Genomic DNA, 16946 nt, shown 5'->3' on the forward strand with positions numbered 1-16946 from the left:
GCCGCTCCGTGCGGGGGGTGAGGTCCGCTCGTTCAGCGCATGCGGGAGGCGCCGCCGGGCGTCCGGGGGTGTTTCGCCCCCGCCGCCCCTTCCCTTCCCGACCCTGGGGGCTGCGCCCCCAGACCCCCGCTTTCGGCCTGAACGGCCTCGTCCTCAAACGCCGGACGGGCTGAGAGGTCAAGCCCGGAGGGCTGGAAGACCAAGCTCGGAAGGCTGGAAGACCAAGCCCGCCCCGGCTGAAAGACCAAGCCCGGACGGGCTGAAAATCAACCCCCGGACGGGGGGAAACCAAACCCCGGACGGGATGGAAACCAAACCCCGGACGGGCTGGAAATCAGGCCCCGGACGGGCTGAAAAGCCCTGCCAGGATCAGCTGTGCCGCTCCCTCGGCCACGCCGCCGGAGGCGAGTCGGACCGGTACCGGGGGCTCGCCCAGGCGGCCGGCGCGTTCGACGAGGACGGTGCGCACTCCTCGCAGGAAGGCGTCCGGGGCGGCGGTGACGGTACGGCCGCCGAGGAGTACGAGGTCGATGTCGAGCAGGGCGACCAGGTTGCCGGCGCCGATGCCGAGAACGTGCGCCGCCTCGTCGACCGCGCCGCGTGCCATCGCGGCCAGGCACAGCGCCTCGATGCAGCCGCGGTTGCCGCAGCCGCACGGCGGTCCGTCCAGTTGGACGACCTGGTGCCCGAACTCCCCGGCCCCGGTACGGGCCCCCCGGTGCACGGCACCGCCGATGACGAGCCCGGCGCCGAGCCCTGTGGCGAGATGCAGATAGGCGAAGGACCCTCGCTCGCCCCCGACGGCGAGTGCCAGCGCAGCCGCATTGGTGTCCTTGTCGACGACGACCGGCCCCCCGAGCCGCCGCGCGAGCGCGTCCCGCAGGGGGAAGCCGTTCCACTCGGGGAACCCCGTCACGCGGTGCAGGACACCCCGGTTGTGGTCGAGCGGACCGGGGAGCGCGACACCGACGCCGAGGACGGAACCGGCGCCCGAGTCCCCCGCCATGAGCGCGACCGTCTCCTCCGCCAGCGCGGCGACGACGGCCTCGGCCCCCGCCCCCATGTCCAGCGAGGTGCGCCGCTCCCCCAGCACGGTCCCCGTGAGGTCGACCAGTACCGCCCGCAGTTCGTCGCGGTCCAGGTGCAGCCCGACGGCGTGGCCCGCCTCGGGCACCAGCCGCAGCACCGTAGGGGGCTTGCCTCCTGTCGACGCCCTGCGACCCGCCTCCGTCGCCAGCCCCTCGTCCCGCAGCCGTCCGGTGATCTTGCTGACGGCCTGCGGGGTCAGCCCGGTCCGCTCCGCGAGCTCCAGCCGGCTGATGCCCTCCTCCCCTGCCGTGCGCAGCAGATCGAGCACAAGCGCCGTGTTGTGGCTGCGCAGCACCGGCAGATTGACACCGCCGGGGCCCGCCATCCCCGCCCGTCCGGCCCCTGTTCCTGCCGCCGCCCCAGCGTTCGTCCTGTCCACGACTCCATTCTCCCCCGCTTGCACTTTGGCAACAGCGTTGCGAAAGTGGAGTGCATGACTCGCACTCCTCTGCGCGTGGGCCTCGTCGGCTACGGCCTCGCGGGCTCCGTCTTCCACGCCCCGCTGATCACCGCCACCGAGGGCCTCGCCCTCGACACGGTGGTCACCTCGAACCCCGAGCGGCAGCAGCAGGCCCGCGCCGAGTACCCGGACGTACGGATCGCGGCGGCCCCCGAGGAGCTGTTCGACCGCGCCACCGAGCTGGACCTCGTCGTCATCGCGTCCCCGAACAGGACCCATGTCCCGCTGGCGGCCACCGCCCTGAAGGCCGGCCTCCCGGTGGTCGTCGACAAGCCCGTCGCGGGCACGGCGGCCGAGGCACGTGAGCTGGCCGCCCTCGCCGAGGACCGCGGCCTGCTGCTCTCCGTCTACCAGAACCGCCGCTGGGACAACGACTTCCTGACCCTCCGCAAGCTGCTGGCCGAGGGCGAGTTGGGCGACGTGTGGCGCTTCGAGTCCCGCTTCGAGCGCTGGCGTCCACAGCCGAAGGGCGGCTGGCGCGAGTCCGGCGACCCCGCAGAGATCGGAGGTCTGCTCTACGACCTCGGCAGCCATGTCGTCGACCAGGCGCTGGTCCTCTTCGGCCCTGCGGCACAGGTCTACGCCGAGTCGGACATCCGCCGCCCGGGCGCCGAGACGGACGACGACACGTTCATCGCCGTCACGCACACCAGCGGCGTGCGCTCCCACCTGTACGTCTCCGCCACGGCCGCCCAACTCGGGCCGCGCTTCCGGGTGCTGGGCTCGAAGGCGGGCTACGTCAAGTACGGCCTCGATCCGCAGGAGGCGGCGCTGCGGGACGGCGAGCGCCCGGGGACGACCGCCGACTGGGGCACGGAACCCGAGTCGCTGTGGGGTCGCGTCGGTTCCGGCGAGTCCCCGCTGACCGGAGGAGGCCGCGCCGAACCCACCCTGCCCGGCGACTATCCGGCCTACTATGCGGCCGTGACCAGGGCCCTCAACGACGACGGTCCCAACCCGGTGACCGCTCTGGAGGCGGCCGCCGCCCTCGATGTGCTCGAGGCGGCCCGCCGTTCGGCCCGAGACGGAGTGGCGGTGGCGCTGTGACGCACAACCAGGAGATCACCCCGAAGTTCCACCCGGAGCTCACCCCGCCCCTGGAGGAACTGGAGGCGCAGGAACGACACCTGGTCTTCAGCCAGTTCACCTATGAGGACGCCTGGGCGCTGGGTTCCCTGCTGGTGGAGATGGCCCGCGAGCGCCAGGCCCCGGTCGCGATCGACATCCACCGCGCGGGCCAGCAGCTCTTCCACGCGGCGCTGCCGGGCTCGACCCCGGACAACGACGCCTGGATCACCCGCAAGCGCCGCGTGGTCGAACGCTACGGCTCCGCCTCCTACCTGGTCGGCGCCCGCTTCCGCGCCAAGGGCACCACCTTCGAGGACTCCTCCCGCCTGGACCCCGACGAGTACGCGGCCCACGGCGGCTCCTTCCCGATCAACGTCCTGGGCGTGGGAGTCGTCGGCGCGGTGACGGTATCGGGACTCCCCCAACTGGCGGACCACCGCTTCGTGGTGGAGGCCCTGGAGGAGTTCCTGCACAAGGGGTGAGCAGCGCCCCGCAAGGGGCGCGGGGCTGTATCGATTTGCGGCTCCGCCGCGTGGGCGCGACCAGCCACAGACGGCCCGCAGGCGACGAACCACCGCAGTTCCCCGGCTCTCCCGGCGGAGCGCCTAGGCGTCCTTGAACTCCTGCCGCTGCCGCCCAAGCCCCGAAATCTCCAGCTCCACAACATCCCCGCCCCGCAGGAACGGCTTCGGCTCAGGCGCCCCCATGGCAACCCCGGCCGGAGTCCCCGTATTGATGACATCCCCGGGGTACAGCGTCATGAACTGGCTGACGTACCGCACAACTTCCCGCACGGAGAAGATCTGCTCAGCCGTGGTCCCGTCCTGCTTCAACTCCCCGTTGACCCACAGCTTCAACGACAGATCCTGCGGATCACCCACCTCGTCCGCCGTCACCAACCACGGCCCCAGCGGATTGAACGTCTCGCAGTTCTTCCCCTTGTCCCAGGTCCCGCCCCGCTCGATCTGGAACTCCCGCTCGGACACGTCGTGCGCGACCGCGTACCCGGCGACGTACGCCAGCGGATCCTCGTCGTCCGACAGATACCGGGCCGTACGCCCGATGACGACGGCCAGCTCGACCTCCCAGTCGGTCTTCACCGACCGCCGCGGCACGAGCACGGTGTCATAGGGCCCGACCACCGTGTCCGCCGCCTTGAAGAAGATCACCGGCTCGGCGGGCGGCTCGGCCCCGGTCTCGCGGGCGTGGTCGTGGTAGTTCAACCCGATGCACACGATCTTGCCGATCCGCCCCACCGGGGGCCCGACCCGCAGCCCGGTGGCGTCCAGCGCGGGCAGCTCGCCGGCGTCGGCGGCGGCGCGGATCCGGCCGAGCGCCTCGTCGTCGGCGAGCAATGTCCCGTCGATGTCGGTCACGACACCGGACAGGTCCCGCAGAACCCCCTCGGCGTCGAGCAGCGCAGGCGTCTCCGCTCCCGCCGTACCGACTCGCAGCAGCTTCATGATCACTTTCTCCCTCGATCGCGGGGCGCCCGACCGATGGGTGCAGCCATCGGAGGACTGGTCGATCCTCCAAGGTCACGGTCCAGTCCGCAATACCCGGTTCACGGACTGGACCGTAACCACCGGATCAGGAGTACAGAGCCGCCCGCTCCACAGCGCTCCACGCCGTACTGGTGACCACGTACAGCGCGGCGGCCAGCGGCACCACCGCCACCGTGAACAAGGTGAAGAAGGACATGAACGGCATCACCTTGCCGACGGCACCGAGCCCCGGCACGGACTCGCCGTCCTGCACGGGGAGGGGATTGCTGGCGGCCATCATCCGCTTCGTACGCCGGTAGTTGAAGACGGCCACGACAGTGACCACGGCGAACAGCCCGAGATAGACCAGCCCCGCACCCCCGAACACTCCACCGCCCCCGAGGGCGTCCGCCCACCGCCCGCCCAGCGGAGCGGCCAGCAGCTGGTGCGTGAGCAGTTCGTTCGCCTGCCCGCCGATGTGCGTGCTGGAGAACAGGTGGTACAGCAGGAAGAACGCCGGCAGCTGCAGCAGGGACGGCAGGCACCCGGAGACCGGTGACACCTTCTCCTCGGCATGCAGCTCCAGCACCGCCTTCTGGAGCTTCTCGGGTTCCTTCCTGTGTTGCTTCCGCAGCTCGGCGATCTTCGGCTGCAGCGCGGTACGGGCCTTCTGCCCGCGGGCGGCGGCCCGGGACAGGGGATGCACGAGCAGTCGTACGAGAGCGGTGAACAGGACGATGGCGGCGGCCGCCGCCGAGGCGCCGAACAGGGGCTGGAGCAGGTCGGCGAAGTGTCCGACCAGGTCGGCGAAGACAGCGAAAACGGACATGGATGAGCCCTCCGGGGGTCTCGTCGTGCCGGTACTGGGACAGAGCGGCATAACGACCCGCGCGGGGCCGGTTACGTGTGTGAGTGAGCCCTACGCGGCGGTCGCCGGAAGGGCGGATCCGGGGGCTCGGGGCCGGGTGCGCCCCTTGGCGTCGGGGTCGCGTTGCGGCAGGAACGCGGTACGGCGGGCACGGTCGCGGATGGCTGTACGCACCCGCGTGGGCGGCACCGCGGGCGCGCAGCGCGCGGTGAGCAGGGCACAGGCGGCGAGCGCGGAGCCGGCCGCGGCGGTCGCGGCGAGCGCGACCGTGGCGGTGAGGCTGCCGGTGTCGAGCAGCGCGACCTGGAGGACGAGCAGCGGAAGCAGCAGTACGGCGACCGGACGCAGCGACATCCGGCTGCGGATCACGACTGCCCCCTCCTGCGGGTACGTACTGCCACTCGTCCGTGCTGTTCGTGTTTCTCGGTTATACCTGACTGCCCTCGGCGGGCAGCTCCAGGGGCTGCAACAACCTCCGCGGCTTGAGCAGCGCCCGGCTGACCGGATCCGCCGGGTCCGGGTCGAGTCCGGGGCCCGGCACCATGAGGACGTCCTCGACGGGTACGACGGTTGCGCAGGCGGGGCATTCCCCGTACGGCCCGAGTTCGGTGCCGCAGTCGGCGTGCCGGAAGTAGCGCAGCTGGGTCTCGGCGTACTGCTCGCGGCGCCAGAGGCCGAGGGAGCGGAGGGCCGGCCACAGGGCGATGCCGCGCTCGGTGATGACGTACTCGTCCCGCGGCGGCGACTCCTGGTAGCGCCGCTTCTCCAGGATCCCCTCCGCCGTCAGCGACTGGAGGCGGGCGGCGAGGACCGCGCGCGGGATGCCGAGGTGAACGAGGAAGTCGTTGTAGCGGCGCACACCGTAGAGCGCGTCGCGGATGACGAGCAGCGTCCACCGCTCGCCGACGATCTCCAGCGCGCGGGCGATGGAGCACTCCTGTGTCGCGTAGTCCTTGCCGAGTGCCATGACGCCCACTGTAACCATTTTTCGCAAGCTTGGTTCAGTGACCGAACCCAGGGTGCTACGGTTCAGGACATGACTAGGTTCAATGAACGAACTCTCCCGGGGACCGAAGCAGCCGAGGTGCCGAAGGCGGCCGGCAGGGCAGCGCAGGCACAGCAGCCCGCCCCGCCCGCGGAGGCGCCCCCGCACCCGCGCGCCACCCTCGCCCTGACCAGCGCGGCAACGGCCGTGACCCTCATGACGTACACCGCCCCGGTGGTCACGCTCCGGGACACGGCGATCGCCCTGCACACCCCCCTCTCCGCACAGGCCTGGCTCATCAACGGCACCCCGCTGGGCCTCGCCGCGCTCCTCCTGGTCGCCGGCAGCCTGGCCGACGACTACGGCCGCCGCCGGATCTTCCTCATCGGCACCCTCGCCCTCGGCATCACCACGGCCCTCGGCGCCCTGGCCTCCTCCACGCTGCAGTTCACGCTGGCCCGGATAGCGCAGGGAGCCGCCAGCGCGGCGATCCTCGCGAGCAGCCTGGGCCTGCTGGTGCACGCCTTCCCGACCCCACGGGGCCGGCTCCACGCGACCGGCGTGTGGGGAGCCTTCGTGAGCGGCGGCATCGCGGCGGGGCCCCTGGTCGCGGGCGCGATGCCCGACTGGCGGGTGTCGTACGGCGTGCTGGGCGCGGCGGCGGTGATCGTGGCGGCCCTGGGGACACGCACGTTGACCGAATCCCGCTCACCGAGGGGCGGCCGCCCGGACATCCCGGGCGCGCTGACCTTCGGCCTGGCCCTGGTCTCCCTGGTCGCGGCCCTCACCCTCGGCCGGGACGGCTGGCTGCGCCCCGAGGTGGGCCTGCTCTTCCTGGCGGCCGTGGTCCTGGTGGCCGTGTTCGCACTGGTGGAGCACCGCACCACGACCCCGATGATCGACCTGGGCCTGCTGCGCCGCCCCGGGTTCCTGGCCTCGTCCGCGGGCGGTCTGTTCACGGGCCTCGCGGTGATCGGCCTCTTCAGCTTCCTGCCGGTCCTGTTCCAGCAGGCGCTCGGCCTGTCCCCCATGGACACGGCCTGGCTGTTCCTGCTCTGGTCCGGCCTGTCCTTCACCGTGGCGCTGCAGGCGAAGCGCCTCGCGGGCCGCGTGCCGCCCCGCCACCAGCTGGCGGTCGGCTTCGCCCTGCACGCGGCGGGCGTCCTGGCGATGCTCGGTGCGATCGACTCGGGCTCCTGGCAGCGCCTCCTGCCCGGCCTGGTCCTGGGCGGCATCGGCAGCGGCCTCCTGAACGCCGCCCTGCCCCTGCTGTCGGTGGAGTCGGTACCGGCGGCCCGCGCGGCCATGGGCTCCGGCGCCCAGCAGACCTTCCGCTACATCGGCTCCTGCGCGGGCGTCGCCCTGACGATCGCGATCGTGACGTCGTCGGGCGGGGGCCTGGGGCACGGAGCGAACATCGCCCTGCTGGTGTCGGCGGGTCTGGCGCTGACGGCCGCGGTGGCGGTGCTGGTGCTGCGCGAGCGGGGTCGAGCGTAGAGCCCGCCCCCCCCAAGTCACTCTGAGAACCCCCAAGTCACCCTGAGAACCCCCAAGTCACCCTGAGAACCTCAAGTCACCCTGAGAACCCCCAAGTCACCCTGAGAACCTCAAGTCACCCTGAGAAGTCTCAGGTTCCGGTTCATCGGCCTGCGTTCCACGATGTGGCGGAGCCGGTCGGTCCGGCACCTTTCGACGGCCTTCGAAGTGTTGGCGGCCGCCTTCGGGCCGCACCTACGGTGAGGCGCCGAGGAATCGACGATCGGGGGACCCCCATGAAGAGTCACGTCCGCCAGGTCGGACCCATACGCCGACGCACCGCCGCGTTGGCCGGCACGCTGGCGCTGGCCGCGGTTGCGGTGGGCACGGCCGCCTCGCCGGCCTCGGCCGCGGGCTGGGCCTGTGACCACGACGGGCACACGGTGTGGTGTGCCTCGGTGACCGGTATATCCGCCGGGTCCTATCTGGCCTCCCACAACGGGCCGAGCTACGGCTCGGGCACCACCGGGCACCGCTACCAAAACGGCCAGACCATGATGCTGGCCTGCTGGACCACGGGCGACGGCGACGCGGACGGCCACGGCGACCGCTACTGGTTCGCGCTCGACTTCGACAGCGACGGCGGATTCATCAACGACTGGTACGTGACGACTGGTTCGCCTTCGCAGTGGAAGCCGCACGTACCTGAGTGCCGGTGACACAGCGCAGCAAGCACCCCCACCCGCCCACGCAATCCCGTCAGGAGTTCACCATGCGTCGCGTCCTCGTCGTGCTACTGGCCTGTCTGGGACTGGCCGTCCCCATGGTCGTCACCGCATCCACGGCCGCGTCCGCCGCACCGGCCCTGTCACCGCGCACCGCGCAGACCGCCGCCTGCAACGCCGGTCATGTCTGCATCTACCAGGGCGACATCTGGGACGACAGCCCCAACCACCCGAAGGTGTACGACTTCTACTACTACGGCACATACAACGTGCACAACCTCATCGGCGAATACACCGTGATGAACTGCCAGACGGGCGGCGCGGGCGTCAAGGGGTTCACGGGATACAACGGCACGGGCAGCGTGGCATGGGATCTCAGCAGCAGTAACTGCGGGTGGGGTTTCTCGACGGACCTCACACCGACGAACTCCGTCAGGCTGTACGCCTGACCTCGCTCGCTCAATGGACGGGGTCCGTCAGCCTGCTGACGGGCCCTTTCCGCCGTCTAGGCCCGAGGCCGCATCGACACCAGCCTCCCCCACACCACCAGCCGGTACCTCGACGTGTACTCCGGGGTGCAGGTCGTCAGCGTGATGTAGTACCCGGGCTCGGAGTACCCGTGGCCGGGCTCGACGATCGAGCGGGGAATCGGGCGTACGACACCCGAGTCACCGGCCGAGGTCTGCGGGAGCGTCTTGTCGACGGCGTAGGTGTAGGTCGCGGTCTTCGTCTCGACCTCCACGAGGTCCTTCGCCCGCAGCCGGTTGATGTACCGGAACGGCTCGCCGTGCGTGTTCCGGTGCCCCGCGAGCGCGAAGTTGCCCACCTGGCCGGGCTGCCCGGTGCCGTGGTAGTGGCCGACGTACCCCTTGTTGAGGACGTCCTGCTTGCTGACTCCCTCGGCGACCGGGACGCGCAGGCCCAGGCGGGGGATGACGAGGACGGCGTAGGCCTGGGACCAGGAGGGACGGGGCTGCGGGGGCACGGTGGTGGTCCGTTCGCGGGTGCTGGTGCCGGTGCGCGGCCGGGGCGTCGCGGACGGGTCGGACGTACCGGAGTCGCCGGACTCGCCGCCTTTGCCGGTGGCCCCGCCGCCCCACTCCCGCTCCAGCGCCTCCACCTTGCGCTCGGCGCCGCGCTTGGCCTCCCGGTTGGTCCACCACAGCTGGTGGACGACGAGCAGCAGGAGCACGAGGCCCGCGGTGACGAGGAGTTCGCCGCCGGTCCACAGCGCACGTCGGCGGCGCGCGCGCTGCCGCCGGGTGGTGTGCTGCACGACCGGAACGCGCATCCGTACGCCTCCTTCACCGGACCGCCCGCACGATAAGGGCGGGAGGTCGAAGTCACCAGACCCGCACGGCGCCGGGCGCGGGACAGCCGTAAGACAGTCGTGCGACGGCTGTACGACAGGGACTGTTCGGGCTTCGTACAGCGGTTTTAGAAAGGGCTGGCACAACCCTCGACAACCCCACCCGTCACACCCGATGCTTCCCTCCAGTGACCTGACGGGCCAGGTCCCAGCGAAGGCGGAGAAGCCATGATCCGACGCAGAACCCTGCTGACCGCAGCGGGCGGCACCCTCCTCGGCAGCGCTCTCGCGACCGGCACCGCACGCGCGGACGCCACGATCGCCGTCAACCCCGGGACGTCATACGGAACTTGGGAGGGGTGGGGCACCTCACTGGCCTGGTGGGCCAATGTGTTCGGCGCGCGGGACGACTTCGCCGACATCTTCTTCACCACCAAGTCGACGACGTACAACGGCACTTCGCTCCCCGGCCTGGGCCTGAACATCGCCCGTTACAACCTGGGCGCGTGCAGCTCGAACACCGTGAGCGGCGAGAGCATGGTCGCCTCCCCCAACATCCCGGCGTTCAAGCAGATCGAGGGCTACTGGCAGGACTGGAACAACGAGGACCCCACGTCCTCGGCCTGGAAGTGGACGGCGGACGCCACCCAGCGCGCGATGCTGACGAAGGCCGTGGCCCGCGGCGCGACGACCGAGCTGTTCGCCAACTCCCCCATGTGGTGGATGTGCCTGAACCACAACCCGTCCGGCGCCTCCGACGGCGGCAACAACCTCCAGTCCTGGAACTACCGCCAGCACGCCTCCCACCTGGCGGCGGTGGCCCTCTACGCGAAGAACAACTGGGGCGTGAACTTCGCGACGGTCGAGGCCTTCAACGAGCCGAGCTCCAGCTGGTGGACGGCGACCGGCACCCAGGAGGGCTGCCACATCGACTCGACCGTCCAGTCCGCCGTACTTCCGTACGTCCGCAGCGAGTTGGACAAGCGCGGTCTGACCTCGACGAAGATCTCGGCCTCGGACGAGACGAGCTACGACCTCGCCCGCACGACCTGGAACTCCTTCTCCTCGACGACGAAGGGCTATGTGGACCGGGTCAACGTCCACGGCTACCAGGGCTCGGGCGGCCGCAGGGACCTGCTCTACACGGATGTCGTGACAACGGCGGGCAAGGCCCTCTGGAACTCCGAGACCGGCGACAACGACGGCACCGGCTACACCCTCGCCTTCAACCTCCTCTACGACTTCCGCTGGCTGCACCCCACCGCCTGGGTCTACTGGCAGGTCATGGACCCCTCCACGAACTGGGCGATGATCGCGTACGACGCGAACACGCTGCAGGCGGGCGCAGTGCAGACGAAGTACTACACGATGGCGCAGTTCAGCCGGCACATCCGCCCCGGCATGAAGATCCTCGACACGGGCGTGAGCAACGCGGTCGCGGCCTACGATTCGAGCGCCAAGCGCCTGGTGATCGTGGCGCTGAACACCTCGACCTCGGCCCAGACCTTCACCTTCAACCTCTCCAACTTCACCACGGTGACCGGCGGTTCGGGCGGACTCGTCCCCCGCTGGAACACGGTGACGACGGGCGGGGACCTGTACAAGTCGTACTCGGACACGTTCCTGAGCGGGAAGTCGGTCTCGGTGTCGCTGGCGGGGAAGGCGGTGCAGACCTTGCAGATAGACGGGGTGACGATCTGACGTCCTCACCGTCCGTTCCCTCTGGCGGGATGCCGGCCGGGCTGGTCGCGCTCGCGCTCGGCGGTTTCGGGATCGGTCTGACGGAGTTCGTGATCGCGGGGCTCCTGCCACAGGTGGGCCGGAGCCTCGCCGTGTCGGAGGCCGCGGCGGGCCGGCTGATCTCCGGTTACGCCCTGACCGTCGCGGTGGGCGCGATAGCGCTGACGGCCGCGACGGCGGGGCTGCCCCGCAAGCCGGTCCTGATCGGTCTGGTGGTGCTGTTCGTCCTCGGCAACCTCATCTCGGCCCTCGCGCCGAACTATCCCGTGATGATGCTGGGACGGGTGATCGCCGCCCTGTGCCACGGCTCGTTCTTCGGCATCGGCTCCCTGGTCGCCCGCCGCCTGGTCCCACCGGAACGGGCGTCGCGGGCGGTGGCGGTGATGTTCGCGGGCCTGACCGTGGCGAACGTGCTGGGCGTGCCCTTCGGGGCGCTGGTCGGCGAGCGCTGGGGCTGGCGGGCGACGTTCTGGGCGATCACGGGGATCGGGGTGGCGGCGGCGGTCGCGATTGCGGTGCTGGTGCCGGGCTGGGCGGGGAGGGCCGCCGGGTCGGGGAGCGCCCTTGGAGGACAGCTACGGGCGATGCGCTCCCGCCAGGTCTGGCTGACCCTCACCGCGACCGCCCTCGGCTACGGCGGCATGTTCGGCGCCTTCAGCTACCTCGCGTACACCTTCACCGAGGTCACCGGCTTCTCGGCCACAGACGTGGCCTGGCTCCTTGTCGTCTACGGCAGCGGCCTGGTCCTCGGCAACCTGGCGGGCGGCCGCGCCGCGGACCACAACCGCGACCTCACGCTGATCATCTCCCTGGCGGCGCTGGGGGCGACCCTCGCGCTGTTCGGCCTGCTGGCAGGCAGCCCGGCCGCCTCCGTGGTCCTGGTCTTCCTCGTGGGAGTGTTCGGCTTCGCCCAGGTCCCCGGCATGATCACCCGCGTCACGGACCACGCCCAGGGGGTCCCGCTGGCGGCGAGCGCGAACGTGTCGGCGTCCAACGTGGGCAATGCGCTGGGGGCGTGGCTGGGCGGGATCGCGATCAGCGGGGGCCTGGGCTACACGGCTCCGCTGTACGTAGGGGCGGGCATCGTCGCGGCAGCGCTGGTGACGATGGTGTGGGCGGCGAGCGGGCGTGTCGAGGGGGCCACGTGATCCCCGCCCTTTGACCAGCACATACCTCTTCTTCGCCACGGATGGGCAGTACGGTTTCCCTCATGCGCCCCGACACGCCTGCCGAGAACGTCGACCACACCGCCGAAGCGGCCCGCCTGGAGCGGACCGCAGGCCTGTATCCCGAGGACGCCGAGGCCCTGCTCCTCCAGGCCGCGGCCCACCTGGAACTGGCCGGCGACCGCCCCGCCGCGACCACGCTCTACGACCGCCTGCTGTCGTCCCAGGCGGGCCTGGAGAACCCCTACCTGGTACGGGCCCTCAAGGCCTCGAACCTCTGGGAGTACGGCCACGAGGCCGAGGCCCGAGCGATCATCGACGGCGTCCGGGCAGCGGCCCCGCGCGACCCGGCCCCCTGGGTGATCGTTGCGGAGGCGCTGGAGTCGCATGACGAACTGGAGGCGGCCCAGGAGACGTTCACGGAGGGGGCGACCGTGCTCCTGACGGGCGTGGAGGAACCCCCGTACTCGACGCACCCGCTGCTGTTCGGCCGCCACCGGGTGCGCCGGATGCTGGGCGTGGCCCACGACGAATGGGACACGGTGGCGGACCTGCTCCACTCGTCCCCGGTGTCCTTGGACGAGCTGCACGACCCGAAACGGGTGTGGTCCCTGGGCTCGGACAACCCTGCGGAGTTGGCGGCGGAGATCTCGCGGCTGCGGGCGGAATTGGGGACGTATCGGGAGGCTTTGTCCCGTCCGTTCCCGGTGGCGGTGCTGCACTGGCCGGCGGGGGAACTGACGGAACTGGTGGAGGCGTATCCGGCTCTGGCCGCCGAGTACCCGTCGCATGAGGAGCACCTGGCGACGATAGAGGGGTCGCTGCGGGAGCTTGCCGCCTCCGGTACACCGAACCTGGGGATCGTCACGGGGACGGTCCCTTCTTATGAGGCGTTCGCGGCGTCGGAGATGGCTTCCCCGGGCGAGGCGGAGTTGTTGCCGCAGTACGCGACGACCCTGGCGGCCCGGGGGCGCGCTGTGGAGTGGCCGCCGCAGCGGGGGGCTGGGTGTTGGTGTGGGTCGGGGCGGGGTTATGGCGAGTGCCACGGGGTCGAGTAGGTAGCCCAACCCCGTATGCGGGCTCCCGTAAGGGGGTGTGCCCCGGCCCTACAGCTGGCTGGGGTCACCAACTCCTAGCCAGCGCTTCCGGTGATAACGGACGTATTCTTCGTGGACCTTGTGCTTCTTGTGCCTCTTGAGTTCCGCACGCACGTTTCCGCCGATGACTCCGGCACGTACGACGATGGACCAATCATCGTCAATGACGATAGCCCCGATATCGAGCCGCACGTGACAGTTAGGGCAGAGACAGAGGATGTTTCGCTCAACGTCAGGACCGTTATCCCCTAGGGGCTTTATGTGAGCCCCTTCGCTGTACGGCCTCCCGTCCGGACCAACCAAGCGCAGGCCGCAAACCTGACATTCATGGTCGTACAGGTCCTTCACGCGCCTAGCAGCGGCAGCGTCGCGCACGATGCGCTGGATGCGCGTTGCTCGGGTAGTAGGGAACTTCTCCTCGCTAGTGAACTCCAAATCGTCTTGCTCGCCAGGCGCGACCTTAGCCTCTTCGTCCGCCAGGAGAAGCCCTTCCTGCTGTTCCAACACCTCGGCGACCCTGCGTTCCGCAGACGTCAACTCCTGCTCGGGACCAGGGAGGCGTTGCAAATCAAACTGACAGATCTCAATGGGCGAGCCATCGGGCGCAGGCGACTTAGATATGGCCGTACGGACGGCCGTGATCTCATACAGCCCGTCATATCTGTAGCCCTCGGGCAGTGAATATCGCGAGTCGCCTTTGGGGCCTCGGATGATCCGGATGTAAAGCCCTCGCTCGTAGCTGAGCTTGAGCGCGGCATTGTCGCGATACTCCCAGGATTGACTCCGCAGAAGCGTCTTACCGTCATTGCCCTTGTGATCGTCAGGCGAAGCGCCGGTGTATTGGACCCAGGTCCAGCCATCCTCATCGTCCTCGTAGCCACCGTTGAGCACGATGGCGTCCGCGACGAAACTGCCGTCCTCAGCCTTCAGCCGAGAGATACCCCGCATGGTGTCGCCGTGCAGGTGGGCGTTCTTCACATCCCTTCGACGCGGAAAGACCGCACCAGGGACGACGCCGTGTATGTGACCGATGACTCGCTCTCCCATCGCACCATACTGCCCTGCGGCGATCACTTGTGTCACACGAGATGCCGAATCTGATCAATCACCGTCTATGTGAGCCTGCATCCAGGCGCTCCCACTGGGAGTCGCAGGGCAGCACCGGCAAGCACTCCCCAACAGACCTGCACTACCAGCGGCATGACGAGCAGGGCGACCACATGGGCTCGGCTGTGTAGGCGAAGCACACAGGCAGCAAGCCAACGGCAATCGCGAAGGACCTCCAGCACAAGCTTTTGCCGATGCATGGGCTACTCGGCGATTGCTACTGGGTAGCCGCCTCTGCGAGGGACCTCAATTGACAGATTCGCCCCGCTCGAGATCCTCAAAAGGCCTGCTCAGTTAGCCATGACGTGGGATCGAACTGCCAATTGATCCATGGACAACGACCCCGGTAGCACTTCCGACCCCCTCCTAGTCAGGCGCAACACCGTAGGCTTCCCGGAGTGATTGAGACCATCGTCTTCGACGTCGGCGAGACCATCACCCGCGACGACCGCTACTGGCACTCCTGGGCGGACTGGCTCGGTGTGCCCCGCCATACCCTCTCGGCTCTCGTGGGAGCTGTGGTCGCCCAAGGTCGCGACAACGCCGATGCCGTACGCCTCGCTCGCCCCGGCATCGACGTCGCAGCCGAGTACCACGCCCGCGAGGCGGCCGGCCGGGGTGAATTCCTTGATGAGTCGGACCTGTACGACGACGTCCGTCCCGCCCTGGTCGAGCTGCGCAAGCTCGGCGTCCGCGTCATCATCGCCGGAAATCAGACCTCCCGCGCAGGCGAGCTGTTGCGCGACCTCGACCTGCCCGTCGATCTCATCGTCACGTCTGGGGACTGGGGTGTGGCAAAACCTCACGCGGAGTTCTTCGAGCGTGTGCTGGACGTGGGTCAAGCCACGCCGCGGGAGACGGTGTACGTCGGTGATCATCCTGCCAATGACGTCTTCCCAGCGAAGGCGGCTGGGCTCCGGACAGCGCACATCCGCCGCGGTCCGTGGGGCCATCTCTGGGCAAACGATCCGGAGTTGAGAGCGGTGACCGACTGGCAGATCGACAGCCTGACTCAGCTCACCACGATCATCGCGGACTGAGGGCAAGCCGACGAGGCCGGACCCCACCAGCCAGGACCGGCGACATCGTTTGTGAACACGCTGCGTCTCGACGCAGGTACCGTTCGGAGCAGACGCGCCTCGGACTGGAGCCGGTATGCCAGCACACGTCAACGGTGGGGTAGGCAAGCGAATCGCCTACTACCGCAGCGTCATGCGCCCGAAGATGACGCAGCAGCAACTCGCGGACGCGGCCTGCGTCGCACTCGGCACTATCCGAAAGATCGAACGGGGTGAGCGTGGCGTCACCGATGCCACACTCGAAGCCCTCGCGGCTGCTCTCGGCGTCGATCCAAGCCGACTGCGCACTGAACGCGCGCCTGCGCACACCCAGGTTCGCGACGCGTTACCTACACTCTCCGCAGCGATCGCAACGTACGACGTTCCTGACGACGATCCGGCTCGTCCCCTTGAGGAACTTCGAACTGCCGTCGCTGAGGCCGCTCGCTGGCGCCTGGCCTCCCAATACACACGCATCGTCCGCGAACTTCCCGACCTGCTCATCGACCTGGCTCGCGCCTATCACGGAGCCTATGCAAACCAGAGGCAGGAGTTGGCCGCGCTCTTGGTCACCGCCTACCGCTCAGCGGATGCCGTCGCTTTCAAGTTCGGTGCCCTCGACCTGTCCGCTCGCTTGGTTGAACTAATGCGTTGGGCTGCGCGCGACACAGATGATCAGTTGCTCAACGCAGCTGTCGCCTACGTACGAACAGAGACCTTCTTCGCCGCGCGCGCTCATGCCGCCGGGCTGCGTGCTCTCGAGCACGCCATCGACACGGCACCCGTGCCGGACACGGCGTCTGCCATCGCGGCAAGGGGTGCACTCCACATGAGGGCTGCCGTCATCGCAGGGCGGGCACGTGACGCCACTGCCTCACAGGCGCATATCGGCGAAGCTCGAATCCTGGCGGATCAAGTGACCGAGTCCGTCTACCACGGCACAGCCTTCGGGCCTGACTCCGTCCGCATTCACGAGGTGTCCGTCGCCGTAAGTCTGGGGGACGACCACGTGGGCCGCGCTCTTACTGTCGCGCGGGATTGGATGCCACCGGCCGATCTGCCGGCTGAGCGACGCTCCGGCTTCTACATCGAACTGGCCCGAGCCCAGCTGTGGTCCGGACTCGCTGACCATGCTTTCGAGTCCCTGAAGGTGGCCCGTCAGATCGCTCCACAACACACGCGGGAACACCCATGGGTCCGTGAGGATGCGGCCACGTTGCGACGGTTGAAGCGCGCCGACTCCGAGTCGCTCACGAACTTCACCGAGTGGTGCGCCGCCACCTGAAACCTGCCCCAACTACCCCTGGCTGGGGT

General features: G+C 69.3%; 17 protein-coding genes. 10 read left to right on the forward strand and 7 right to left on the reverse strand.

The genetic code is table 11. The features are described 5' to 3' along the window. Nucleotides 1-334: 334 nt before the first annotated feature. The gene (locus ACFY1E_RS04225; protein ID WP_389071632.1) at nt 335-1414 is read right to left on the reverse strand and encodes an ROK family protein; all 1080 of its coding nucleotides are present in this window, start codon (nt 1412-1414) and stop codon (nt 335-337) included. Between the two features lie 108 nt (nt 1415-1522). Between ACFY1E_RS04225 and ACFY1E_RS04230 the strand changes: the two genes are divergently transcribed. Further along, on the forward strand, nt 1523-2596 hold the full coding sequence (locus ACFY1E_RS04230; protein WP_389071166.1) for a Gfo/Idh/MocA family oxidoreductase: 1074 nt from the start codon (nt 1523-1525) through the stop codon (nt 2594-2596). Next, nucleotides 2593-3099 (forward strand): heme-degrading domain-containing protein, encoded by a 507-nt coding sequence (locus tag ACFY1E_RS04235; RefSeq protein WP_389071168.1) that lies wholly within the window; start codon nt 2593-2595, stop codon nt 3097-3099. The genes ACFY1E_RS04230 and ACFY1E_RS04235 overlap by 4 nt, the downstream gene beginning before the upstream one ends. Nucleotides 3100-3222: 123 nt before the next feature. On the opposite strand, the gene ACFY1E_RS04240 is transcribed toward ACFY1E_RS04235, so the two are convergent. From ACFY1E_RS04240 to ACFY1E_RS04255, 4 genes are all read right to left on the reverse strand, one after another. Further along, entirely contained in the window at nt 3223-4080 is an 858-nt protein-coding gene (locus ACFY1E_RS04240; RefSeq protein ID WP_389071170.1) for a fumarylacetoacetate hydrolase family protein, read from the reverse strand. Nucleotides 4081-4207: 127 nt separating this feature from the next. Beyond that, nucleotides 4208-4930, reverse strand: coding sequence for a YidC/Oxa1 family membrane protein insertase (locus ACFY1E_RS04245; protein ID WP_389071172.1), 723 nt, complete (start codon nt 4928-4930; stop codon nt 4208-4210). 90 nt (nt 4931-5020) lie between these two features. After that, on the reverse strand, nt 5021-5323 hold the full coding sequence (locus tag ACFY1E_RS04250) for a DUF6412 domain-containing protein (protein ID WP_389071634.1): 303 nt from the start codon (nt 5321-5323) through the stop codon (nt 5021-5023). Nucleotides 5324-5396: 73 nt separating this feature from the next. Continuing rightward, complete coding sequence (locus tag ACFY1E_RS04255) at nt 5397-5936, reverse strand: winged helix-turn-helix transcriptional regulator (protein WP_389071175.1); 540 nt, start codon at nt 5934-5936, stop codon at nt 5397-5399. A gap of 69 nt (nt 5937-6005) precedes the next feature. Between ACFY1E_RS04255 and ACFY1E_RS04260 the strand changes: the two genes are divergently transcribed. The 3 genes from ACFY1E_RS04260 (at nt 6006) to ACFY1E_RS04270 (ending at nt 8604) form a co-directional block, all read left to right on the forward strand. Then, the gene (locus tag ACFY1E_RS04260; RefSeq protein ID WP_389071177.1) at nt 6006-7451 is read left to right on the forward strand and encodes an MFS transporter; all 1446 of its coding nucleotides are present in this window, start codon (nt 6006-6008) and stop codon (nt 7449-7451) included. Between the two features lie 275 nt (nt 7452-7726). After that, nucleotides 7727-8149, forward strand: coding sequence for a hypothetical protein (locus tag ACFY1E_RS04265; protein WP_389071180.1), 423 nt, complete (start codon nt 7727-7729; stop codon nt 8147-8149). A gap of 53 nt (nt 8150-8202) precedes the next feature. Further along, on the forward strand, nt 8203-8604 hold the full coding sequence (locus ACFY1E_RS04270; RefSeq protein WP_389071182.1) for a hypothetical protein: 402 nt from the start codon (nt 8203-8205) through the stop codon (nt 8602-8604). Nucleotides 8605-8660: 56 nt separating this feature from the next. Here the strand turns inward: ACFY1E_RS04270 and ACFY1E_RS04275 are convergent, their stop codons facing one another. Continuing rightward, nucleotides 8661-9446: a class E sortase gene (locus ACFY1E_RS04275; protein WP_389071183.1), complete on the reverse strand. Its 786-nt coding sequence runs from the start codon at nt 9444-9446 to the stop codon at nt 8661-8663. A 246-nt stretch (nt 9447-9692) separates the two neighbouring features. Here ACFY1E_RS04275 and ACFY1E_RS04280 point away from each other — a divergent pair, with 246 nt between their 5' ends. The 3 genes from ACFY1E_RS04280 to ACFY1E_RS04290 all read left to right on the forward strand — a co-directional run bounded on the left by ACFY1E_RS04280 (nt 9693) and on the right by ACFY1E_RS04290 (nt 13428). After that, nucleotides 9693-11165 carry a beta-1,6-galactanase gene (locus ACFY1E_RS04280; protein ID WP_389071185.1) on the forward strand — a complete coding sequence of 491 codons (1473 nt, stop codon included), beginning with the start codon at nt 9693-9695 and terminating at the stop codon, nt 11163-11165. A gap of 29 nt (nt 11166-11194) precedes the next feature. Further along, nucleotides 11195-12352, forward strand: a complete 1158-nt coding sequence (locus ACFY1E_RS04285; RefSeq protein ID WP_389071187.1) for an MFS transporter — start codon at nt 11195-11197, stop codon at nt 12350-12352. 62 nt (nt 12353-12414) lie between these two features. Continuing rightward, entirely contained in the window at nt 12415-13428 is a 1014-nt protein-coding gene (locus ACFY1E_RS04290; protein ID WP_389071189.1) for an SEC-C domain-containing protein, read from the forward strand. 48 nt (nt 13429-13476) lie between these two features. On the opposite strand, the gene ACFY1E_RS04295 is transcribed toward ACFY1E_RS04290, so the two are convergent. Continuing rightward, the gene (locus tag ACFY1E_RS04295) at nt 13477-14514 is read right to left on the reverse strand and encodes a YDG/SRA domain-containing protein (RefSeq protein ID WP_389071191.1); all 1038 of its coding nucleotides are present in this window, start codon (nt 14512-14514) and stop codon (nt 13477-13479) included. 458 nt (nt 14515-14972) lie between these two features. On the opposite strand from ACFY1E_RS04295, the gene ACFY1E_RS04300 reads away from it, so the two are divergent. After that, nucleotides 14973-15614 carry an HAD family hydrolase gene (locus ACFY1E_RS04300; protein ID WP_389071193.1) on the forward strand — a complete coding sequence of 214 codons (642 nt, stop codon included), beginning with the start codon at nt 14973-14975 and terminating at the stop codon, nt 15612-15614. A gap of 115 nt (nt 15615-15729) precedes the next feature. Next, on the forward strand, nt 15730-16917 hold the full coding sequence (locus ACFY1E_RS04305; RefSeq protein ID WP_389071196.1) for a helix-turn-helix domain-containing protein: 1188 nt from the start codon (nt 15730-15732) through the stop codon (nt 16915-16917). The last annotated feature ends 29 nt before the right edge of the window (nt 16918-16946 follow it).

It is taken from the genome of Streptomyces sp. NPDC001604, assembly GCF_042893475.1.
Lineage (GTDB): Bacteria > Actinomycetota > Actinomycetes > Streptomycetales > Streptomycetaceae > Streptomyces.